The organism is Marinobacter antarcticus (assembly GCF_900142385.1).
Lineage (GTDB): Bacteria > Pseudomonadota > Gammaproteobacteria > Pseudomonadales > Oleiphilaceae > Marinobacter > Marinobacter antarcticus.
In genome coordinates, this window is sequence record NZ_FRAQ01000003.1 from 199,617 (window position 1) to 220,986 (window position 21,370).

The window sequence follows — 21,370 nt, forward strand, 5'->3', positions numbered from 1 at the left end:
GTACCACAAGGTTCTCACTATGCATTTTCCCACAATTGAAGATTATGTCGGGCATACGCCCTTGGTTCGGTTGCAGCGCCTTCCAGGCAATACCAGCAATGTCATCTTGGCAAAGCTTGAGGGCAATAACCCGGCGGGATCTGTAAAGGATCGGCCAGCCATGGGGATGATTCAGGAAGCCGAGTGCCGCGGTGAAATCCGGCCAGGCGATACGCTGATTGAGGCAACCAGTGGCAATACCGGTATTGCTCTGGCCATGGCCGCGGCGATCAAGGGTTACCGCATGGTGCTCATCATGCCGGCAAACATGAGTGAAGAACGTCGGGCATCCATGAGAGCCTACGGCGCCGAGATTATTACGGTCAGCAGTGAAGAGGGCATGGAAGTGGCCCGGGACAGGGCTCTAAAAATGCAAGCTGACGGCAAGGGTACGGTACTTGATCAGTTCAGTAACCAGGATAACCCGTTGTCTCACTACCGAACCACGGGGCCGGAAATCTGGGCGCAGACCGAAGGCGGGGTCACCCACTTTGTCAGCTCCATGGGGACCACGGGCACTATTATGGGCGTTTCCCGGTACCTCAAGGAGCGCAACCCCGATATCAGCATCATTGGGCTGCAGCCAAAAGAAGGGGCGTCTATACCTGGTATCCGCCGCTGGCCGGAAGCCTACCTTCCCAGCATATACGATGCGACCCGCGTTGATCAGGTGCTTGACATCGGCCAGCAGGAAGCCGAGGACACCATGCGCGCGCTGGCAGTGCAGGAAGGAATCTTCTGCGGTGTATCATCCGGCGGATCTGTTGCAGCGGCGCTTCAGCTGTCACAGCAGGTTGAAAATGCCATTATCGTGGCTATCATCTGTGACCGCGGCGACCGCTACTTATCGACCGGCGTATTCCCCGGCGCCTGAACCTGACGACACCAAGAGAACAGACTATGAGCAGACGACGCAGGAAGGTACTTCCTACGGAACCCGTGCGCTGTGATGTGGAAACCCTTAGCCATGATGGCCGCGGCATAGCTCGTCAGGATGGCAAAATCCTTTTTGTGGATGGCGCATTGCCGGGCGAAAAGGTTATGGCCAAGGTGGTGTCCACCCGAAGTAAGTTTGATGAACTGCGCACGCTTGAGGTGCTGGAGGCCGCACCCGATCGACAGACGCCTCCCTGCGAGTTCGCAGATCTTTGTGGTGGCTGTAGCCTTCAGCACATGAGTAGCGATACTCAGGTCCGGTTCAAGGAAAACACGCTGCGCGAGCAGTTTGCTCATTTTGGTGGCATAGAGCCTGAAGAGTGGGTTGCGCCATTGCGCCCGAACAGCACTCTGGGATACCGCCGCAAGGCACGCATGGGCGTGCGCTATGTTAAGGCGCGGGAATCAGTGCTGGTAGGTTTCCGGGAGAAACGTAACAGTTTTCTCACGGATATCGACCGTTGTGTGGTGCTGGATCCAAGGATTGGTGAGCGCATTCTCCCGCTGCGAGATATGCTGCACGGCCTGGATGCCTATGCCAGTATCCCCCAAGTGGAAGTTGCCTGTGGCGATGATACTGCGGCGATGGTTTTCCGCAACATGGACGACCTGAGCAGTGGCGACCGGGAAAAGTTGATTGCCTTTGGCCAGGCCCACGATCTGCACATCTATCTGCAGCCCAAGGGCCCAGATACCGTTCACCGTATCTGGCCGGAATCAGCGGGCCGGGATGATGAACGCCTCAGTTACCGGCTTGATGCGTTCGATCTGACCATGAAATTTCATCCCATGGACTTTACCCAAGTCAATGCAGACATCAACAAGGTCATGGTAAACAGGGCCGTGGAATGGCTGGATGTGCAGCCTGGTGAGCGGGTCCTGGACCTGTTTTGCGGGCTGGGCAACTTTACACTGCCTCTTGCACGCAAGGGCGCTGAGGTCATTGGGGTGGAAGGCGATGATGCCATGGTCATCCGGGGCCGCGAGAATGCGAAACTGAACGGGCTTGGGAATGTGTCGTTCCATGGTGCGGACCTGCACGGTGATTTTACCGGCCAGAGCTGGGCGAAAGAGGGCTTTGATAAAATCCTTATCGACCCGCCGCGCTCCGGGGCGGAGGAAATCTGCAAATACCTGACTGCGTTCGGTGCCCGGAGCATCGTATATGTGTCCTGCAACCCCGCCACTCTGGCCCGGGATGCGGGTGTGATGGCCCGTAACGGGTACCGACTGGTGCGTGCTGGTGTGATGGATATGTTTCCTCACACCACGCATGTGGAGTCTATTGCGTTGTTTGAGCGGGACTCGTAGTGAATGTCGTTGTGCGCAGCAAGGGATTGCTGAGTGAACCATCAGGAATAAAAAGACAGATATGGTAAAAGTTCGCGAAGACTATGCAATGACCGGCGATGGCCAGGTTGATATCGAGGTCTGGGTAAAGCAGATTGCCTCGCAGACCTACCTGGATGATGTGGAACAGTTTCGCAGGGCCTGTGAAAAAGCCGCTGAAATCGATTTGCAGGCATTCCGGGAAGACCGCTTGTGGGCGTCGGGCTCCAGCAGTTTTCGTATTGGTATCGAAATGGCCCAGGTGCTGGCCGAGCTGCGCCTGGATCAGGCCAGCCTTGTGGCAGCCATCCTTTACCGCGCGGTGCGGGAGGAGCGGGTTGCTCTTGAGGTGATCCGTAAGGAATTTGGTGACGAGGTAGCTGGGCTGATTAATGGCGTGCAGCAGATGGCGGCCATTTCATCCATACATCACCCGCTCAAAGGCAATGTACTCGGGCAAAGCGAAGGCCAGCTGGACAACGTCCGCAAAATGCTGGTGACCATGATTGATGATGTCCGGGTCGCCCTGATCAAACTTGCAGAGCGAACCTGTGCCATCCGTGGAGTCAAAAACGCACCGGAAGAAAAGCGCATGCGGGTCGCTCGGGAGGTGTTCGATATATACGCGCCGCTTGCCCACCGCCTGGGTATTGGGTATATCAAATGGGAACTGGAAGACCTCTCGTTCCGCTATCTGCATGAGACGGCGTACAAAAAAATCGCCAAGCTTCTGGATGAAAAGCGCCTCGACAGGGATGGCTATATTCGCCGTGTGATTGCCACCCTGCAGGCGGAGCTGAAAGCCTCAGATATTGAAGCCTCGCTCTCCGGTCGTGCCAAGCATATCTACAGCATCTGGCGGAAAATGCGCAAAAAGGGCATTGACTTCTCCCAGGTGTACGACATAAGAGCGGTGCGGATCCTGGTTCCGGAAGTGCGGGACTGTTATGCCGCTCTTGGGATTGTGCATACTTTGTGGCGCCATATCCCCAACGAATTTGACGATTACGTTGCCAACCCCAAGGAAAATGGCTACCAGTCGCTGCATACGGCTGTGATCGGGCCTGATGGCAAAGTGATGGAGGTTCAGATCCGCACTCACGCGATGCACGAAGATGCGGAGTTAGGGGTTTGTGCTCACTGGTTATACAAAGGCACTGACAGAAGTAATAAATCCTCTGGCTATGATGCCAAAATTAACTGGCTCCGGCAGGTGCTGGAGTGGCAAGAAGAGCTGGGCGACCTCTCCGGCCTGGCGGATCACCTCAAATCCGATATCGTCTCGGACCGGATCTATATCTTTACGCCCGAAGGGCATGTTGTCGACCTGCCCCAGGGTGCTACACCCGTTGATTTCGCGTATCGGGTTCACACCGAGGTCGGCCATGCCTGCCGTGGTGCCCGGGTGAACAGCCGTATTGTTCCTCTGACATATCCTTTGAAGACCGGAGAGCAGGTGTTTGTTCTTACCTCCCGGAATAATGCTGCGCCCAGCAGGGACTGGCTGAACCCGAGCCTTGGTTATATTCAGACCTCCCGGGCCCGGGCCAAGGTAACGCACTGGTTCAAGCAACAGAATCGTGAGCGTAACGTAACGGATGGCCGCGCCATTATTGAAGACGAGTTCAGGCGCCTTTCGTTGCACGGTGTGGATCTGGGCGAGCTGGCCGTAAAAGTGAATTATCACAGTTCTGAAGACATGTTTGCCGCTATTGGTGCCGGTGACCTCCGCCCTGCGCACGTTGCCAACGTGGCCCAGCAAATGCTGGAACCAAAATCCGAACAGCTTGACCTGAAGCTGGCCGCCCAGCGGCGTAAACCTTACGAGACCGACTCCGATATCCACATTGTGGGTGTGGGCAAGCTGAAGACTCAGGTGGCGAAATGCTGCAAGCCCTTGCCGGGAGATGCTATCGGCGGATACATCACGGTCGGGCGGGGCGTGACAGTTCACCGCAAGGACTGCCTGACGTTTCTGAACCTGCAGGAGTTCGAGCCCAACCGGATTATTGAAGTGAGCTGGGGCGGCCAGCAGGCTTCCGTTTACCCCGTGGATATCGAAATTGAGGCTTATGACAGATCCGGCCTGCTGCGGGATATTACCCAGGTTCTATCATCTTCAAAGAGCGATGTACTGTCCCTACATACCGTGACGAACCGTGATGACAACACCGCAACCATGATTGTTACGGTGGAAATCCACAGCCTGGAGCAGTTGGCGCGGTTGCTGGCCCAGATCCGCAATCTTCCTAATATTATCGACGTCAGGCGCAAGCGCTCATGAGCTATTCTATTGCAGACCTGAAGGTGCTGATGGCCCGGTTGAGAGATCCTGAGACCGGCTGTCCCTGGGATGCCAGACAGACATTCAGAAGTATTGTGCCGCATACCCTGGAAGAGGCCCACGAGGTGGCAGATGCCATTGATCGGGAGGACTATGCGAACCTCAAAGACGAGTTGGGCGACCTGCTGTTTCAGGTGATTTTCTACTCTCAGATAGGGGCGGAGGAAGGTCACTTCAGTTTTGATGCCGTCGTCGATAATCTGGTACGCAAGCTTGTGCGTCGTCACCCCCATGTGTTTCCGGATGGTACGCTGGAAAGCCGTATTGATCCGGATAACCGCCCAGACGAAGCCTGGATCAAAGAGAGCTGGGAGCGCATCAAAGCCGAGGAGCGTGCTCAGGCGCAAGCGGAGGATGCATCACCGGCAATATTGCCAAGCCGCCTTGAGGGCATCGCCCGTGCCCTGCCCGCGATGGTGCGGGCGGAGAAGTTACAGAAACGGGCAGCGAGGCATGGGTTCGACTGGCCCGATATCGGCCAAGTGTTCGACAAGCTCCATGAAGAAATCGACGAGTTGAAGGAAGCCTGGCAGGCCGCCGAGTCGGGACAGGGTGATCACGACGCCGTTGAGGACGAACTGGGCGACCTGCTGTTCGTGTGCGTGAACCTGGCGCGCTTCATGAAGGTCAACCCGGAACAGGCGGTCGGGCGCACCAATCACAAGTTTGAGGCGCGCTTCCGCGCTATTGAGCAGGTTCTGGCGCGGGAAGGCCGCTCGTTTGATGCCGAAACTCTCGAAGCACTCGATGAGGTCTGGCAATCGGTTAAAGGCGTGGAAAAGAAAAGCAGACGGTAAGAATAGGTACAATCCGTTACCAATTTCCTGAGTTTGCAGCCCCGAGCTTCGTCTACACTTTCCCAAACGCGTGAATCTTTTTTTGCGCGCTATTTGTGGTCAACAGGAAGGAGGAGTCAGGCGCCATGAAAATCAAAGATCTGGTCGGTTACTGGGATAAGTACGCAAGAGGAAGGCTGACCCGGGACGCCTCTTTTATGGCTCTATCTGACCAGCACCATCAGCAGTTGGAAAAGCTGGCGGTCCGCTATCCTCTCAAATCTCCGCAGGATCTGATGCGCGACCTGGTGTCCGCCGCTCTGGATGAAATAGAAACTGGCTTCCCCTACGTGCAAGGAGCCAAAGTAGCGGCCTACGATGAGGATGGCTTCGAAATATACGAAGATAACGGGCTTACCCCGGAATTCGTGCGTTTGAGCCAGAAGCACATCGAACGTCTGAAAGCGCGCCAGCTAGAATCCATAGCGTGACCGAATACCCTGCGGGAGAGGGCCTTCAGTTAAGGCCCTTAACTGAAGGCCCTTAATTGGTTTTCTTACCAAGTTTTTCCTTTAGCAGCCCCTGGCTGGACAGGTCGTCCAAGGCCGCGGCAATCACATCATTGAGAATGTCACTTTCGCTGCGGCCGGGGTAAAGCTCTGCAAGCGCCGCGACTCTGGCAGCGTCTTCCAGAGGAAGCCTGAGATTGTAATCGTGGGTGCGTTCGACAGACTGTTTCTTTTGTTTCCAGTGCTTGGGCAGATCTGTAACTTTCATGGGTACTCCTCGTAAGTGTGGTCGTAGGTACGGCATCAAACGCCAATAGACTTTCCCGCCAATTCCTTAGTATCGTTAGTTTACTTTGTCTCCGTCAATTCAAAAGGAAGCCGATGTGACTGAGTTGCACCCTGATCTTCGTGAAAATGTCCGTATGCTGGGCGAACTGCTGGGGCAGAGTATCCTGCGCCATCCCGGCCGTGACTGTTTTGAACTTATTGAGGAAATCCGGGCTGCCGCCAAATCCGATCGCCGGCAGGAAAGCGGCTCCGGCCAGCGCCTGGTCAACCTTCTCGGCAAGTTAAGCGATGATGAGCTGTTGCCGGTCACCAGGGCGTTTAACCAGTTTCTTAACCTTGCGAACCTTGCCGAGCAATATCACGGTATTCGCCGCAAACGCGATCATCAATCTGACCTTATGGTGGAGCCGGTTGCAGGCGTTTTCGAACGTTTGAAAAACAGCGGTGTCAGCCCCGAAGCACTTCATAAATGCGTGGCGGATCTGCGTGTCGAGTTCGTACTGACAGCGCACCCTACGGAGGTTGCGCGTCGCACTCTGATCATGAAATACGATGAAATGTCGGAATGCCTTGCAGGTCTTGATCACGATGACCTGTCGACTGCTGAGAGAGATGGGATTGTAGGGCGTCTGTCCCGACTAGTGGCAGAGGCCTGGCACACGGATGAAATCCGGCATGAACGCCCCACCGCAGTTGATGAAGCCAAATGGGGGTTCGCAGTCATCGAAAACAGCCTTTGGCAGGCTCTGCCGCGGTTTCTTGAGAACCTTGATACATCGCTGCAGGAAGCAACAGGGAGAGGCTTGCCGTTGCAGGCATCACCCGTCCGGATTGCCTCTTGGATGGGTGGAGACCGGGATGGCAATCCCAATGTCACGCATCAGGTGACCCGCAAGGTTTTCGTGTTGGGTCGCTGGATGGCAGCGGATCTCTTTCTCCGGGATATCCAGTCGTTGCGGGCAGAGCTTTCCATGTGGCAGGCGAGTGATGAGCTGCGTGGTCTGGCGGGCGATTCGCGAGAGCCTTATCGGTATGTACTGGCCGAGCTCCGGGACCGGCTGATCAAAACGCGGGACTGGGCCGAGGCCAGCGTCAGCGGTGAATCTGCAGATACCAGCGGTATCCTTTTCGAAAACGAAGACCTGACGGCGCCGTTGGAGCTGTGTTATCGCTCAATGGTTGAGTGCGGGCTTGAGCACATTGCCAAAGGCGCGTTGCTGGACACTATTCGCCGGGCCCACACCTTTGGTCTGCCTCTGATTCGTCTGGATATTCGCCAGGAGGCGACGCGTCACGCCGAGGCCGTTGCCGAGATGGTGGAGTACCTTGGCCTGGGAGACTACTTGTCCTGGACTGAAAACGAACGTCAGGCATTTCTGGTGCGCGAGCTTCAGGGGCGTCGCCCGCTGGTTCCCCGGAACTGGGAGCCGTCCGCTCCGGTGCGAGAGGTGCTGGATACCTGTGAAGTGGTTGCGCAGCAAACACCTGAAGCTCTGGGCTCCTATGTTATCTCAATGGCCAGCAAGCCATCTGATGTGCTCAGCGTTATCCTGCTTCTCCGTGAGTCGGGCATTAAATTCCCTATGCGGGTAGTTCCTTTGTTTGAAACACTGGACGACCTACGCGGCGCACCCGACAGTATGGCGGCGCTGTACGAGGTGGAGTGGTACCGGGATTACTGTCAGGGCCGGCAGGAAGTCATGATTGGTTATTCGGATTCGTCCAAGGATGCCGGCCAGCTTATGGCGGCCTGGGCTCAGTATCAGGCACAGGAAAAACTCACCCAGGTCGCGAGTCAGTATGGCGTTCATCTGACCCTGTTTCACGGCCGAGGGGGAACCGTTGGTCGGGGCGGTGGACCTGCTAATCGAGCAATTCTGTCCCAGCCTCCCGGCTCGGTGAACGGCAGCTTTCGCATTACTGAACAAGGCGAAATGATCCGCTTCAAGTTTGGTTTGCCCCAGCTGGCCGTGCAAAGCCTGACGCTCTACACCACCGCGGTGATTGAAGCGACTCTGGCGCCGCCACCCGAGCCTGAAGACAAATGGCGTGACACCATGGACTGGCTGACGGAACGTTCCCTCAAGGCCTACCGAGAAGTGGTTCGGGAAAACCCGGATTTCGTACCTTATTTTCGTCAGGTGACCCCGGAGCAGGCGCTGGGAAAACTGGCATTGGGCAGTCGGCCAGCGCGGCGCAAGGCTTCTGGTGGTGTAGAAAGCCTGAGGGCAATACCCTGGATTTTCGCCTGGACGCAGATGCGGCTGATGCTGCCCAGCTGGCTTGGCAGTGATGTCGCGCTTGAAGACGCAGCCAGGGAAGGACGGCTCCCGGTTTTACGCGAGATGATGCAGGGCTGGCCATTTTTCCGGACTTATGTCGACATGCTTGAAATGGTATTGGCGAAAGCGGATTTGCGTATTGCGGATTATTACGAAAAGACCCTGCTGGACGACGATGGGCTGAAAGAGCTCGGGGCCAGTCTGCGCAAGCGTCTTGAGGGCTGCGTTCAGCGCCTTCTGGAGCTCAAGGAACAAAGTGAATTGCTGGAGGGTGAGCCGGCTTTCGCCCACTCAATGCGCGTACGCAACCCCTACACAGACCCCTTGCATTATCTTCAGGCGGAGCTGCTAAAGCGTGATCGTGAAAGCGAAGGCAAGGGCGAGGTGCCGGAGCTGGTAGAGCGCGCGCTTAAGGTTACAATGGCGGGAATTGCTGCCGGGATGCGTAACACCGGTTAAGATGACCGGGAACGGATGAGGGGCATAGCCCCTGCCATGGACAACAGGAGTATTCTTGTGGCTCTTGCAGTGCGACTGGAGCGGTTTTTTGATCAACAGGGCATAGCCCACAAAGAACGATCTATTGATCAGGCTCCAAGCCTGGATGCGGCGGTGTCCGCTTTGGAACAATCCCGGGAGGACGTTATCAGGGCAACGCTGCTGATTGATATCAGCGGCATTGTGATGGTCGTTCACAGATACGACAGTGCGCTTGATGCAGAGGCCCTCCGGCAAATGACGGGCCGTCATCTGCAGCCACTCACGGCGCACCAGACCATGCGGCTGTTCAGCGACTGTGATCCCGGGTTCATTCCGCCGATTGGCAATGCGTACGATCTGCCGGTGTTGCTGGATGAGGGTATTGCCCGGGCCGAGCGGGTTTTGTTTTCCAGTGGCACAGATCATTCTCTGGTTGAAATGGACGGTCGCTCCCTGCGCTTGGCGATGGCCGGCTCGCGGGAAGGGCATCTGGCGATCCGCGGCCCGGGCGATGATGGTGCCCGGGAAGCACTGACATTGGCGGAAGTGGCCAGCAAGCTGAAAAAGCTGTACCGGTTACCACCCATGCCGGCACTGGCGCTGCGCATTCTGCGACTGACTTCCAATACCGAGGCGACTGCCCGGGAGCTGTCGGAGCTCATAGAATTCGATCCAAGCCTGACCGCGCAGGTCATGCGTTATGCACGCTCGGCGCTGTTCCACTATCCGGGCCAGATTAATTCTGTCCAGGAGGCGGTAACCCGGGTTCTGGGCTTTGATCGTGTTGCACATGTTGCTCTGGGTATTGCCTCTGTGCGCGCGTTCGATGTACCCAGGGCCGGCATATTGGGCATGGATAATTTCTGGCGCCATTCACTATACTGTGCCTTCCTTTGCCAGCTTCTGGCTCCGCGCTGCGGTGGAGACAAAGGCCTTGCATACTTGTGTGGCTTGCTGCATAACTTTGGTTTGCTGCTGGTGGGCCATCTGTTTCCTGTCGAATTTAAAGAGCTTAACCGGCTGCGGGAAGCCAACCCCGACGCCAGCATGCAATCGCTTGAACAGCAGGTATTTGGCCAGGGCAGCGAGCAGGAAATTATTGCCGTTGGGCACGGTGCCATTGGTGGTATTCTGCACCGGTTATGGGAGTTGCCTGATCCTGTTGTCAAAGCAGCCGGTGTCCATCAGCAGCCGGGTTACCAGGGTGAGCATGAGAACTATGTGATGATGGTTCAGCTAGCCAATGCACTGTTAAAGGATCGGGGTATCGGCGATGAGTTTAACCCTGATGATGTTCCGGCACTGCTGCAAGGGTTAGAGCTGGAGCCGTCAGTCGTAGGTGAGCTGATGACTGAAATCGATCAGGTTGCCCCGGAACTGGATGCGCTTGCATCGTCACTGATCAACTGACCGCGACGTTCCCGGTTTCTGTTGCAAGTCCGTTTTCTGAAGATGATACGGAGGTCGACTTTCTCTGGGATGCCTGACTTCGTATAATGCGCCATTGCCGAATCCGGTTGACACCTGTTCCGAAGGGAGAGGTTGTCGCAAAGGCACAGGTTTTTGCCGCAACTTTTCAAACTATAATGACGAAAACGGGAGCACAGCGTTATGCGAATCATCATGTTAGGCGCACCAGGCGCGGGGAAGGGGACTCAGGCCCAGTTCATTACTGAACGTTTTGGCATTCCCCAGATTTCTACCGGTGACATGCTTCGGGCAGCGGTCAAGGCCGAATCCGAGCTTGGCAAACAGGTCAAGGAAGTTATGGCAACCGGTGGCTTGGTGTCTGACGGCATCATCATTGCGCTGATTGAAGAGCGGATTCAGCAGCCAGACTGTAAAAATGGCTTTCTGCTGGACGGTTTCCCGCGCACCATTCCCCAAGCTGAAGCCCTTAAAGATCAGGGTATTGTGATCGACTACGTTGTCGAGATTGCAGTGGATGATGAAGAGATCGTCAGTCGCTTGTCTGGTCGCCGCGTGCATGAAGGCAGTGGTCGCATCTATCACGTCAAATACGATCCGCCCAAAGTGGAAGGCAAGGACAACGAAACCGGCGAGCCGCTGATGCAACGTGCAGACGACAAAGAAGAAACCGTTCGCAAGCGCCTGAAGATCTATCACGACCAGACAGCACCTTTGATCGGCTATTATCAGGGCCTGGCTGAAAAACAGCCGGAAGTGGCACCTGAGTACGTGCGCGTTGAAGGCGTTGGCAGTCTGGACAGTATTCGCGATCAGATTCGCGCCAGCCTCAAGTAATCCACTGACGTTCTATCGAGGCCACTCACGCCTGTGAAACTTTTGGCACTGGACACCTCCTCAGAGGGTTGCTCTGTAGCCCTTTTTGTTGATGGAGAAGTTATCGAGAAGTTTGAGGTTGCTCCCAGAGGCCATACTCGCCTGCTGATGCCGATGATTCGGGAGTTGTTGGCGGAGCAAGACCTTAACCCATCAAATCTTGATGCACTGGCTTTTGCCTGTGGCCCCGGGTCATTTACCGGAGTTCGTATCGCCACGGGCGTGGTTCAGGGGCTGGCGTGGGGGCTTGATCTCCCGGTTGTTTCTGTTTCTTCTCTGGAGACGGTTGCTCTGGGGGCTATTGAAGCCTTGCAGGTAAACGAGGGGGATGGTGTTGCTGTCGCTTTTGATGCCCGTATGAGTGAGCTTTACTGGGGTTGTTTCCGCAATCGTTCTGGCCTGCCGGAGCTACTCGGCGAGGAGCGGGTTTGTCTGCCTTCCAGGGTTATTCTGGAGCCTGGTATTGCAAACTGGGCTGGTGCAGGTCAGGGCTGGGCTTTTCGTGACGGCATGCCTGACGCCGTATCAGGCCGAATTAACTCTGTGGATGAAGCTCTTATCCCGCGGGCAAGCTGGGTTGCGCGTCTGGCCGCTGTGAAGTTCAGCCAGGGCTGGGCTGTGTCGGCAGAGCAGGCGCAACCGGTATACATCCGGGATGAAGTTACCTGGAAGAAGCTACCGGGCCGCGAGTAGGTCTTTTAATCGGCGCGGACTTCTTCCATACTTCAACAAAGCATAATTATTTCTTTCCGAGCGAGTGGTACCCTGACGATGATTGGTGGTATTAATCCAGGTAGTACACTTTCCTATCAGTCGGGCTCTAACAGCCCCTTGCGGGAGCGTAGTGATGCTGCCCGTTCCCCTGCATCTGCTCCCGAAAAGACAGCCGAAACAGCCCGCCGTGATCTCGCAGACAGCCCACGCTCACCAGCGTCAGAGCGAAGCGTCAGTGACAGCCCGGAACGTCGTGTAGAGGCTCGCCGCGCGTCTGAGGATGCGCGCCTGGAGCGCTTTCGGGCAGATGAGGTTCCACTTCCTGCGGCCCGGGCATTGTCTACCTTTGCCAGCGTTGCTGCAGCGGGACAGGAATCTGGTGGCACAGTGCTCGCCGGAATCGATATTCTGGTCTGATGTCGCGCTCCAAAGCTTCGAACGCGTCCTCCACAAACGAAACCATTCCGCTGGCAATTGCCAGGAGTCCGCTTGGTGATGATCATCAGGCCCTGTCCCTCAGTATTGATCTTTCCTTGCCTTATCTGGGCGTTGTGCGCCCGAAAGACGTGCGAAATGCCAGTGCTTTGCTGTTTCTGGATGAAAGCGGCTTGTGCCTTCAGGTGGCTGGGAAAGGCGCTCCTGGTCCGGTGAGGGCAGAGTTTGTAACCGGCAAGATGGGATACCGTCGTGAGCATGGTGGTGGCTCAGGCCAGCTTGTAGCGCGTGCCGTAGGCTTGCAGAAAACAAAGGTCGGCCTGCATGTTCTGGATGCCACAGCAGGCCTCGGGCAGGATGCTTTTGTGCTTGCCAGTTTGGGGTGTCGGGTGAGCCTGTTTGAACGTAACCCGGTGATTCATGCGCTGCTCGCGGATGGGCTGGCGCGGGCAGCGCTGAATATGGATTGCGCTCCGATCATCGCCCGGATGACACTCCAGCCCGGTAGCAGTATTGATTGGCTGCGCAGTGCCGCTGAAAGCGCCATAGAGAGTGCCGCTGATGACGCGAGTTCCGACCAGCAAGCAGCGGCTGATGTGGTTTATCTCGACCCCATGTTCCCCCACAGGGAAAAATCGGCGCTGGTAAAGAAAGAAATGCAGGTGTTCCGAACCGTCGTAGGGGATGATGACGATTCAGAAGTGCTGCTGGAGGCTGCATTGGCTGCAGCCAGATACCGGGTTGTGGTGAAGCGCCCACGCAAGGCCCTGGCGATCAGCGGGCCGGAGCCAGGTACTCGGGTAGAGGGTAAGAGCAGCCGCTACGATATCTACCCAATCCGCGCACTGCCCTCTCGCCAGGCGTAAGTTTGCCGGGCTTCTACTCTCCTCAGACGCCTAACATGGTCACTTGCTGAATAGCTTGGCGCTTCTCCACGCTCAGCACCAGCCGGGCATCGTCCGCCACCTCATCCAGCCCTTCGCCATAACAGAGCAGCCCGTTGTCATCGGTGGTGATAACGCCGTTTTTCTGCATGTTGGCGATAAAGTTACGGAACAGGCTCTTGTCAAAAAACTCAGGCGCATTCAGCCCGAACAGTATGGACATGCGCTCGGCCAGCAGCGTGCTCTGTTCTTCCAGTTCCATTGCGGTGATCTTGGCGGGACCATACTTGCGCAGGATGCCCAAAACGATGTGGTAACGCTCTACGGTCTGGATGATGAATCGTGACAGTACCTTCAGGCGCAACATGGCTTCGGTACCTTCTTCCGGGTGTGCGATTCTTTCGTTGTCCAGGGTTACCAGCAGGCCCTGATCTACCAGAACATCAATCCACTGGTTGATCACAGCTTCCGCTTCGCCGGGCGGGTATTTCAGGAACAGCTCCGATTGCAAGTAGGGGTAGGCTACGCTGGCCAGATAAACGATCTTGTCCCGGGCCAGGGAGCTCTTGTTCTCAAACAGGCTGGCCACCAGCGACGGCAATGCGAAAAGATGCTGAATGTTGTTACGGTAGTAGGTTGCCAGAATGGCATTGCTGCCTTCCAGCCCGATAATGTCTCCCAGTTTCTGGGGCTGGCGCGAGATCAGCCCCATGGACTCACAGTAGGCAACCCAGTCTTTGCCAGTGCCTTCTGGCAAGGTTACGGTTTCGGCGTAAGGGTAGGCTTTCAGAAGATCCGCATATTGGTCAGCCAGGCGGATAAGCTGGCCCTCATCCATAGCCAGCCTTTCGGCGCCAAGCAGCACGGTTGCGATCATGCCTACGGGATTAACGGCAACAGCGGCGTTGATGTTGGAGGCGACACGCAGAGACAACTCGGAGACTGCGTTGTTAAGCCAGGCCGGGCGGTATTCAGAATCGTAGGCTTCATCCCGCCAGCTGCCATGAACATCGTCCAGAACTTCAGAAAGGTGTATGGCTTCACCAAAATTAACCGCAACCCGCCCAAAGGAATTGCTCAGTTTGCGAGCTGTTTTGGCAAGACCGAACACACTTTCCTTTTGTTTTTTCTTGCCTCTGAGTTCGCCGAGGTAAGAGCGCCCTTCCATGACTTTTTCATATCCGATGTATACAGGTACAAACACAATCGGTTTGTGATGATCACGCAGAAAACTGCGCACCGTCATGGAGAGCATGCCCGGGCGCGGCTGCAACATCCGCCCGGTGCGGCTGCGGCCGCCTTCTACAAAATACTCAACCGAGTAGCCACGGGAAAACATGACATGCAGGTATTCATTGAAAACCGTGGCGTACAGCGGGTTGTCGCGGAAGCTGCGACGCATGAAAAAAGCGCCGCACCGGCGCAGAATCGGCCCTACGATCGGCATGTTCAGGTTGATGCCGGCAGCTATATGCGGTGGCATCAGGCCGTTTTTGTAGAGCACGTAAGACAGCAGCAGGTAATCGATGTGGGAGCGGTGACACGGCACGTAAACCACAGCGTTATTCTGCGCGCTTTCCTTCACCACGCGGATGTTGTTAACGGTAATGCCTTTATAAATACGGTTCCATAGCCAGGCGAGCACCACCTCAAGAACGCGGATAGTGACGATGGACATATTGGCGGCAATTTCATCGGCGTATTTGTAGGCCCGGGCACGTACCTTCTCTGGCGCAATGTCTTCTTTGGCCGCGGCTGTGTTGATAGCATCTTTCACCGACTGGGTTCTCAGCAGGCCCTGTACGAGGGTTCTGCGGTGAGACAGGTCCGGGCCCAGAACGGCTTGCCGCACCTTGCGAAAATGGGTACGCAGAATACGTGCGAGTTTGCGGTTGGCGCGCTCTTCGCTATGGCGATACTCGTCGATAACCTGCTTCAGAGAGAGCGGCTTGTTGAACTGCACGTAGGTATTGCGGCCGTGTACCAGAATAATCAGAAATTTCTGCAGCCGGCCGGCAACAGACCAGGTGTCTGATAGAAGCAGTTTTACCAGAGACTTTTCTTTATCCGGCGAGCGCCCCCAGAACAGGGATACCGGAACAATCTGAACATCCTGCTCAGGATTCTCAAGGCCATAGCGCACCAGAGCCTGGAATTCGGCGGTAGGAACCGGTGGCTGGCGTTTACGGAACAGGCCGCCAATACGCTGATAGAGGAAAAAAAACGAATGTGAAGGGCCGTTCTTCACTGGAAGCGATGTGGTTGCGCCCGGCAGTTGCGCTCGTATCACTTCTTGTTCAAGCACCAGACGGCTCGATAGGGAGCTATACTGCAGCACGTAACAAACCGGCCTTTCAGACGACAGCCCCAGAGCATCGGCGCTGTTTCCGCTGACATCTGTCCGAACCCATAAAAACAGTATTTTCCGGAAAAAGGTCAGAATCAGGCTTCGAATACCCTGGTACAGGCGCATAAAATGTCTCTCCGATGAAAAACAGGCGCCAAGTTTACTTGGTTGCGTACGGGCCGGAAAGTCACTGCTGCACTCTTGGTGGTCCTGGCTCTGTGATACATTCCTGTTTGGCCCGTTTATCACGAAGGTGCGATGCAGATGGCGACATCAACGATTCAGTGGAGTCCCGGCTGGACCACGAAGGCTCCCGAGCGGGGCGATCTTGTGCTGGCGCTCTCGGGGTCCGGTGTCTTCAAACCGGAAGATGGCTGGCTGCAAGCGCTGGAAAACATTCCCGGCAATCCCGGAAACGCAGGTTTTGTATCGCTGGGAAGCGCCGACGGCCGCCCGGTTTTTGTGACGGAAGTGTCGGAATCTGTGGTCGCAGGCGGTGAAGTTGTTCCGTTGCGTGATGCGCTGATGATGATCAGCGATGCTCCGGCGGCTATGCTCAGTACCGGCTTTCAGGTGTGGCAGTGGTTTCAGGATCATCAATACTGTGGTCGCTGCGGTCGCGGAACCGGTTTTCATCCGCGGGAGCGGGCAAAGTGGTGCAGTAGCTGCAATATCCCGTGGTATCCGCGGCTTGCACCCTGCGTGATCGTGGTGATACGCAAGCAGGATCGTTATCTTCTGGCAAAGTCCTCCCGGGTAAAACGTCATTTCTACAGCCTGATCGCGGGCTTTGTGGAGCCCGGTGAGAGCCTGGAAGGCGCAGTTGCCCGGGAGGTGAAAGAGGAAACCGGCCTGGACGTAACCAATATTCGCTATCAAGCGTCCGAGCCCTGGCCATTTCCGCATCAGTTGATGGCAGGATTTTTTGCAGATTATGCCGGCGGCGAGCTGATTCTCCAGGAAGATGAACTGTCGGATGCTGGCTGGTTTTTGCCTGACAGCAGGCCCCCGGTGCCCCCGGAAACCACCATTTCCGGGCGCCTGATACGTGACATGGAAAGAATGATTTCCGAGGGAGGTGCCGGGTCTTGAGTGAGTGTGGAGTTCCCCGAATTCTGGTTTTTGACTCCGGTGTTGGCGGGCTCAGCGTTGCGGCCCGTGTTCATGAAAAACTTCCGCACGCATCGATTGTGTACCTGGCCGATAACGCTGCGTTCCCCTATGGAGGCCAATCGGAATCTGTGGTGATTGAGCGCTGTTGCAGGCTCATTGCCGGTGCGCTTGAACAATACCCTTGCGATGCCATCGTTGTTGCCTGTAACACCGCTAGCACATTGGTTCTGCCGCACTTGCGAGCCATAACAGAGGTGCCTGTGGTTGGGGTGGTGCCGGCGGTGAAGCCGGCGGCTGCACAAACCCTCAATCATCGCATAGGCCTTCTGGCGACTCCGGCAACGGTGCGCCGGCCCTATCTTGACCAGCTGGTTCGGGAATTTGCAGCTGATTGTCAGGTTGAGCGCGTGGGCCACCCGGAGCTTGTGCAGTGGGCGGAGGATCTGGTGCGGGGAGTGCCGGTGCCGCAGGCTGAACTGGATAGCGCGGTTGCAGAGCTGCGCGATACTGGAGTTGATACGGTGGTTCTCGGGTGCACCCACTATCCGCTTTTGCTGGATAGTCTCAAGCAGAGCCTGCCGGACGTGAAGTTCTGGGTGGATTCAGGAGACGCTATTGCCCGCCGGGTAGTCTGGCTGCTGGCGCAAGCCGGTAAATCCGTGGAAGCAAATAAAGGCGACAGCGCGATTTGTATGCCAGTGGCAGTGGCGCTTTTCTCAGGTAGTGCGCCGGAGGGCGTTTACGGCTTTATGGCAGGTCTGGGCCTGCAGCCGCGCGCAGTCAGGGGGAACTGGCCCGGAAAGTCATAGCAGCCGGGTCAGTTTGAACATGGCAAGAAACTCCAGAGCCGGAATGCTTCGCTTGTGGCAGCAGTAGGTTTTGAAGTTGTCGCCTCGGAACCGTGATTTGGTGAACTCCAGCCCCTTGAAGTTATAGAGGAAATTCCCCTTGTTGTAGAGGCCGTGCAGAAGCCGCTTCAGAAGCGGGCTTTCCTGGTATTCCATAGCGGAATGGAGAGACAGTGGTATAAGGCCCAGATCCAGGTAGGGAGCGCCCTCGGCTTTGAACGATTCTATGGCACGTGCCATAAGGGTGTAGAAAATTCCCTGCCGAAAGTCGGCGTTAGCACGGGAAATATTGGGCACGTAGCTGATAATTTCATTGTTGCGATAGATCGGGTCAAAGTAGATAAACCCCACAGCCTTATCATCCTGATACGCATAGAAATGACGCCCGTTCTCCCGGTAATCCATCTCCATGGGGCGAATAAGAAAGCGGATCTCATTGCTTTTGCATTTCCGGGTGCGAATCCAGGCTTCTGAAATTTCACGGGTGTGATCGTCGCTGAAGCGTTCCTGCACGCTAATTTCGCTCTTTTCGGCCTGGTTCAGTGCCGTGCGCAGAATCTGTTTTTTCTTGCCGCTGAGAGACCACTTGCTGAGGTCGATACGGGATTCACTGCCAAACTGCGTCCCATACAGGCCAAAACGCAGGTGCATGAATTCGACCACCGGATTGGAAACCTGAACATAAGAGGCGTTGGGGTATCGCTTGTGGAAGCGCTCAAGAATCGCACCGAAGTTTTCCGGGGCGCCGTATGTGTTCCAGGTAGTTGTAGATTTTATGGAAGGCATTGTTGGCAAACAGCCAGAACGTGAAAACGGCCATGTACCAGTACAGCTTCTTGAGCGTGCGTGAGAAAACGTTGCCTGTCGGGAAGCAGAAGTCCCCCACAACAACGCTGGCATCTGCCTTGCCAAGATGAATCAAGTGCTCCAGAACACGCACCATCATGGCTTCGTCAAATACATTGAGGAAGAAGTTGGCGACGACCATGTTGTACTGGCCGAACTCCTCCACCTTCATGATGTCGCTGTGAATGCGGCGAATGTTCAGGTGAGGGGCTTCACTCGTCTGGGCTTCTCCAAACTTCCGCAACATGGTTTCTGACAGGTCAACAACGGTAACGTCAGCTCCCAGTTCAGCTGCGCGTATGGCATCTCGGCCATGGCCGACACCGGCAAAGAGGATGCGGTCTCCGGGTTTTACCGTCTCTACATCCAGCATGGCAGTTTTACAGCGATGAATGTTTTTTCCGCTATAGAGATTACTCAGGAAATCGTATACGGGGCCAATATAACGGTACTTGTCGCGCATGATGACAGCTGCCTGTTCTTGTTCGCTGGGATATTGCCACCGTTATTGTGATTTTTGCCGTGACGAATTGTTTCGGGCGTTTCGGTGGCCAATGCCTTGTGAATCCGAGCTTAGAGAACGGGGTAGCGAAATTATGTGCAGCAATACGCATTTCCGGATACACAAATTAACGCAAGGCAATACTTTGCAAACAGGGTCAAGGTTTGTGTTAGGAATGTAGGACAATATACGACGTGAGGATGGCTTCGGAGTCAGCTGGATACGGCGGTGCGGACCGTTGCTTGTGTCAGTAGTTTGCTGATATCACTGGCCGGCTGTGCGGGGCCATAGAAAAAGCCCTGTACCTGCTGGCAACCAAGGTTGCGCAGGTACTCAAGCTGTTTGCCCGTCTCCACGCCCTCGGCTACGATTTCGAGTTTCAGCCCGTGGGCCATGGCAACAATAGCGTTAACAATGCAGGTATCATCCGCGCCACTGCGAATGGCTTGAACGAAAGACTGGTCTACCTTCAGCGTATGGATAGGTAACCTGTGCAGATAGTTGAGTGATGAATAGCCAGTGCCAAAGTCATCAATGGCGATGCGGACGCCCAGATCTGCCAGCTCACGGAGCTTCTGGCTGATCTGTTCCAGGTCATTCATGATCACGTTTTCGGTAATTTCGATTTCCAGATTACCTGGAGGGAACTGGGTGGCGTTAACCCGTTCCATCAGGGTTTCCACAAACCGGGGGTGCTCTACCTCAACAGGGGAGAGGTTGACGGCCAGGCGCAGATCCTGATGGCCGGAGCGGATCCACTGGCCGACATCCCGGCAGGCCTGGTCCAGAACCTGTTCGCTCAGCTGGCTGATCAGCTTGGTTTCTTCTGCCAGGTCCAGGAAATCCCGGGGGTAGAGTAAGCCACGCTCAGGGTGCTGCCAGCGCACCAGGGCTTCGAGCCCCAAAATCCGGTTCGTTTGTGCGCAAACCTGGGGTTGATAAAATACGCGCAGCTCACCCTTCTCAAGTGCCAGGCGCAGATCCCGCTCCAGGTTCAGGCGGTTCGTGCTGTCGATACTCATGCTCTCTGAGAAAAAGCGGTAGCTGTCTTTGCCCTTGGCTTTGACGTGGTACATGGCGATATCGGCGTTCTGGATAAGCTGATCCATGCTGTCGCCCGCCTCGGGATAGATCGCGATACCAATGCTGACGCCCACGAACACTTCATGTTCGCCTAGCAGAAATGGTGCTTTGAGCGTCTTGATCAGCTTGCTGGCAATCTGGCTGGCATCCTCATGGCTGTGAATAGACGGCAGCAGCAGCGTGAACTCGTCACCACCAAACCGTGACAGGGTGTCGCCCTTGCGCAGACAGCCATCGAGGCGATGGGTAACCGCTTGCAAAAGGCGATCGCCCATAGCATGGCCAAGGGTATCGTTAATAATCTTGAAGCGGTCGAGGTCGAGAAACATCACTGCCAGCTTCTGGCTCCCGCGGCGGGCATGGGTGATTGCCAATTCCAGACGATCTTTAAACAGGGCGCGGTTAGGTAGGCGTGTGAGCAGGTCGTGATAGGCCTGAAAGCTGATAAACGCTTCGGCTTCCTTGCGTTCTGTAACGTCCCGGGCAGTACCGTAGTAGCGGGCGTTCTGGCCACTGCCGCCGCCCCGGGTGTTACTATTGTGAGTCCATGTTTGGGGGTCGATGGGAAAGGCGGTTATCTCAAAATGTCGAGTGGCTCGTCTGCTGCCGCGAGTTTTAAGGCGGATTTCCAAGGTTCGGGGATTGTCTGCGCTGATATCCGGTGCATTGAGCGCGTATATACCCTTGGCAACATCCCGGTCATCCAGAATGTGCCGGAAATGCCGAGCACAGAGCTCAGCCGGCTTGTAACCCAGCAGGCTTTCAATCTTGCTGTTAACAAAACAGAAGCGGCCATCTGCGTCGAGCATGAAAACGATGTCGGGTGAACTGTTTACAATGTAACGGTGCAGGGCTTCAGATTTCTCAAGGCGCACCTGTATGTCTTCGTGGGCTTTTAGTAGCGATTGTTTGCCAACGACGCCTTCTATCGTAGAGAGTAATTCTTCCGGATCAAAGGGCTTGCGGACATAGTCCAGTGCGCCACGCCGGAGCGCACGGCTGACAGCCGTAAATGAGCTTTCTCCACTGATTACGATGCTGCCGCATTCGGGCTGCTGGTTCGCAAGGTGGGCCATAACGGCGAAACCGTCGACCTCTGGCATGCGCAAATCAAGCAGGGCAAGGTCGAAGCGTAGAGTGTCTATCAACTTACATGCGTGCTTTCCTCCCTGAGCTTCGGTGACATCATAACCGCTGCTGCGAAGCAGTGAGGCCAGTGCGGTTACCAGGCGTGGTTCGTCATCAACGACCAGAATGCGCGCTGTTGCCTCCTGCGAGAAGAGCCTGTTGGTCTGTTCAGGTGCCATCTGT

Annotated in this window: 18 protein-coding genes; 13 read left to right on the forward strand and 5 right to left on the reverse strand. The window is 55.8% G+C overall.

What is annotated here, in order from left to right:
• The first annotated feature begins 19 nt into the window (after positions 1-19).
• The 5 genes from cysM (at position 20) to BUA49_RS15015 (ending at position 5,915) form a co-directional block, all read left to right on the forward strand.
• Positions 20-913, forward strand: coding sequence for a cysteine synthase CysM (gene cysM, locus BUA49_RS14995; RefSeq protein WP_072799045.1), 894 nt, complete (start codon positions 20-22; stop codon positions 911-913).
• Between the two features lie 26 nt (positions 914-939).
• Positions 940-2,286 carry a 23S rRNA (uracil(1939)-C(5))-methyltransferase RlmD gene (gene rlmD / locus BUA49_RS15000; RefSeq protein WP_072799046.1) on the forward strand — a complete coding sequence of 449 codons (1,347 nt, stop codon included), beginning with the start codon at positions 940-942 and terminating at the stop codon, positions 2,284-2,286.
• A gap of 61 nt (positions 2,287-2,347) precedes the next feature.
• Complete coding sequence (gene relA, locus BUA49_RS15005) at positions 2,348-4,588, forward strand: GTP diphosphokinase (protein ID WP_072799048.1); 2,241 nt, start codon at positions 2,348-2,350, stop codon at positions 4,586-4,588.
• Entirely contained in the window at positions 4,585-5,445 is an 861-nt protein-coding gene (gene mazG / locus BUA49_RS15010) for a nucleoside triphosphate pyrophosphohydrolase (protein WP_072799050.1), read from the forward strand. The genes relA and mazG overlap by 4 nt, the downstream gene beginning before the upstream one ends.
• A 125-nt stretch (positions 5,446-5,570) precedes the next feature.
• The gene (locus BUA49_RS15015; RefSeq protein ID WP_072799052.1) at positions 5,571-5,915 is read left to right on the forward strand and encodes a pilin assembly protein; all 345 of its coding nucleotides are present in this window, start codon (positions 5,571-5,573) and stop codon (positions 5,913-5,915) included.
• Between the two features lie 52 nt (positions 5,916-5,967).
• On the opposite strand, the gene BUA49_RS15020 is transcribed toward BUA49_RS15015, so the two are convergent.
• Complete coding sequence (locus BUA49_RS15020; RefSeq protein ID WP_072799054.1) at positions 5,968-6,201, reverse strand: hypothetical protein; 234 nt, start codon at positions 6,199-6,201, stop codon at positions 5,968-5,970.
• Positions 6,202-6,316: 115 nt separating this feature from the next.
• On the opposite strand from BUA49_RS15020, the gene ppc reads away from it, so the two are divergent.
• The 6 genes from ppc (at position 6,317) to BUA49_RS15050 (ending at position 13,302) form a co-directional block, all read left to right on the forward strand.
• A complete protein-coding gene (gene ppc / locus BUA49_RS15025) occupies positions 6,317-8,962 on the forward strand; it encodes a phosphoenolpyruvate carboxylase (RefSeq protein WP_072799056.1) in 2,646 nt (881 codons plus the stop codon).
• A gap of 57 nt (positions 8,963-9,019) precedes the next feature.
• On the forward strand, positions 9,020-10,393 hold the full coding sequence (locus BUA49_RS15030) for an HDOD domain-containing protein (RefSeq protein WP_072799057.1): 1,374 nt from the start codon (positions 9,020-9,022) through the stop codon (positions 10,391-10,393).
• A 201-nt stretch (positions 10,394-10,594) separates the two neighbouring features.
• Positions 10,595-11,248 carry an adenylate kinase gene (gene adk / locus BUA49_RS15035; protein WP_072799059.1) on the forward strand — a complete coding sequence of 218 codons (654 nt, stop codon included), beginning with the start codon at positions 10,595-10,597 and terminating at the stop codon, positions 11,246-11,248.
• Positions 11,249-11,281: 33 nt separating this feature from the next.
• On the forward strand, positions 11,282-11,980 hold the full coding sequence (gene tsaB / locus BUA49_RS15040; RefSeq protein WP_072799061.1) for a tRNA (adenosine(37)-N6)-threonylcarbamoyltransferase complex dimerization subunit type 1 TsaB: 699 nt from the start codon (positions 11,282-11,284) through the stop codon (positions 11,978-11,980).
• 78 nt (positions 11,981-12,058) lie between these two features.
• Positions 12,059-12,418 (forward strand): UDP pyrophosphate phosphatase, encoded by a 360-nt coding sequence (locus tag BUA49_RS15045; protein WP_072799063.1) that lies wholly within the window; start codon positions 12,059-12,061, stop codon positions 12,416-12,418.
• On the forward strand, positions 12,418-13,302 hold the full coding sequence (locus BUA49_RS15050; protein WP_072799065.1) for a class I SAM-dependent methyltransferase: 885 nt from the start codon (positions 12,418-12,420) through the stop codon (positions 13,300-13,302). The genes BUA49_RS15045 and BUA49_RS15050 overlap by 1 nt, the downstream gene beginning before the upstream one ends.
• 22 nt (positions 13,303-13,324) lie before the next feature.
• Here the strand turns inward: BUA49_RS15050 and plsB are convergent, their stop codons facing one another.
• Positions 13,325-15,793, reverse strand: coding sequence for a glycerol-3-phosphate 1-O-acyltransferase PlsB (plsB, locus tag BUA49_RS15055; protein WP_072799067.1), 2,469 nt, complete (start codon positions 15,791-15,793; stop codon positions 13,325-13,327).
• A gap of 138 nt (positions 15,794-15,931) precedes the next feature.
• Here plsB and nudC point away from each other — a divergent pair, with 138 nt between their 5' ends.
• Both nudC and murI read left to right on the forward strand, forming a co-directional pair.
• Positions 15,932-16,759: an NAD(+) diphosphatase gene (nudC, locus tag BUA49_RS15060; protein ID WP_072799069.1), complete on the forward strand. Its 828-nt coding sequence runs from the start codon at positions 15,932-15,934 to the stop codon at positions 16,757-16,759.
• Positions 16,756-17,589, forward strand: coding sequence for a glutamate racemase (gene murI / locus BUA49_RS15065; RefSeq protein ID WP_072799071.1), 834 nt, complete (start codon positions 16,756-16,758; stop codon positions 17,587-17,589). The genes nudC and murI overlap by 4 nt, the downstream gene beginning before the upstream one ends.
• Here murI and BUA49_RS15070 read toward each other — a convergent pair.
• The 3 genes from BUA49_RS15070 to BUA49_RS15080 form a co-directional block, all read right to left on the reverse strand.
• Positions 17,584-18,414, reverse strand: a complete 831-nt coding sequence (locus BUA49_RS15070) for a DUF2156 domain-containing protein (RefSeq protein WP_228704511.1) — start codon at positions 18,412-18,414, stop codon at positions 17,584-17,586. The genes murI and BUA49_RS15070 overlap by 6 nt on opposite strands.
• Positions 18,344-18,937: a class I SAM-dependent methyltransferase gene (locus tag BUA49_RS15075; protein ID WP_072799073.1), complete on the reverse strand. Its 594-nt coding sequence runs from the start codon at positions 18,935-18,937 to the stop codon at positions 18,344-18,346. Before BUA49_RS15075 ends, BUA49_RS15070 begins: the two co-directional genes overlap by 71 nt.
• A gap of 251 nt (positions 18,938-19,188) precedes the next feature.
• Entirely contained in the window at positions 19,189-21,366 is a 2,178-nt protein-coding gene (locus tag BUA49_RS15080; protein WP_072799075.1) for an EAL domain-containing response regulator, read from the reverse strand.
• Between the last annotated feature and the right edge of the window lie 4 nt (positions 21,367-21,370).

Coding starts and splice junctions, on each gene's coding strand:
- cysM (WP_072799045.1), top strand. CDS start 20: ATGCATTTTCCCACAATTGAAGATTATGTCGGGCATACGCCCTTGGTT.
- rlmD (WP_072799046.1), top strand. CDS start 940: ATGAGCAGACGACGCAGGAAGGTACTTCCTACGGAACCCGTGCGCTGT.
- relA (WP_072799048.1), top strand. CDS start 2,348: ATGGTAAAAGTTCGCGAAGACTATGCAATGACCGGCGATGGCCAGGTT.
- mazG (WP_072799050.1), top strand. CDS start 4,585: ATGAGCTATTCTATTGCAGACCTGAAGGTGCTGATGGCCCGGTTGAGA.
- BUA49_RS15015 (WP_072799052.1), top strand. CDS start 5,571: ATGAAAATCAAAGATCTGGTCGGTTACTGGGATAAGTACGCAAGAGGA.
- BUA49_RS15020 (WP_072799054.1), bottom strand. CDS start 6,201: ATGAAAGTTACAGATCTGCCCAAGCACTGGAAACAAAAGAAACAGTCT.
- adk (WP_072799059.1), top strand. CDS start 10,595: ATGCGAATCATCATGTTAGGCGCACCAGGCGCGGGGAAGGGGACTCAG.
- BUA49_RS15045 (WP_072799063.1), top strand. CDS start 12,059: ATGATTGGTGGTATTAATCCAGGTAGTACACTTTCCTATCAGTCGGGC.
- BUA49_RS15050 (WP_072799065.1), top strand. CDS start 12,418: ATGTCGCGCTCCAAAGCTTCGAACGCGTCCTCCACAAACGAAACCATT.
- plsB (WP_072799067.1), bottom strand. CDS start 15,793: ATGCGCCTGTACCAGGGTATTCGAAGCCTGATTCTGACCTTTTTCCGG.
- nudC (WP_072799069.1), top strand. CDS start 15,932: ATGGCGACATCAACGATTCAGTGGAGTCCCGGCTGGACCACGAAGGCT.
- BUA49_RS15070 (WP_228704511.1), bottom strand. CDS start 18,414: ATGCCTTCCATAAAATCTACAACTACCTGGAACACATACGGCGCCCCG.
- BUA49_RS15075 (WP_072799073.1), bottom strand. CDS start 18,937: ATGCGCGACAAGTACCGTTATATTGGCCCCGTATACGATTTCCTGAGT.
- BUA49_RS15080 (WP_072799075.1), bottom strand. CDS start 21,366: ATGGCACCTGAACAGACCAACAGGCTCTTCTCGCAGGAGGCAACAGCG.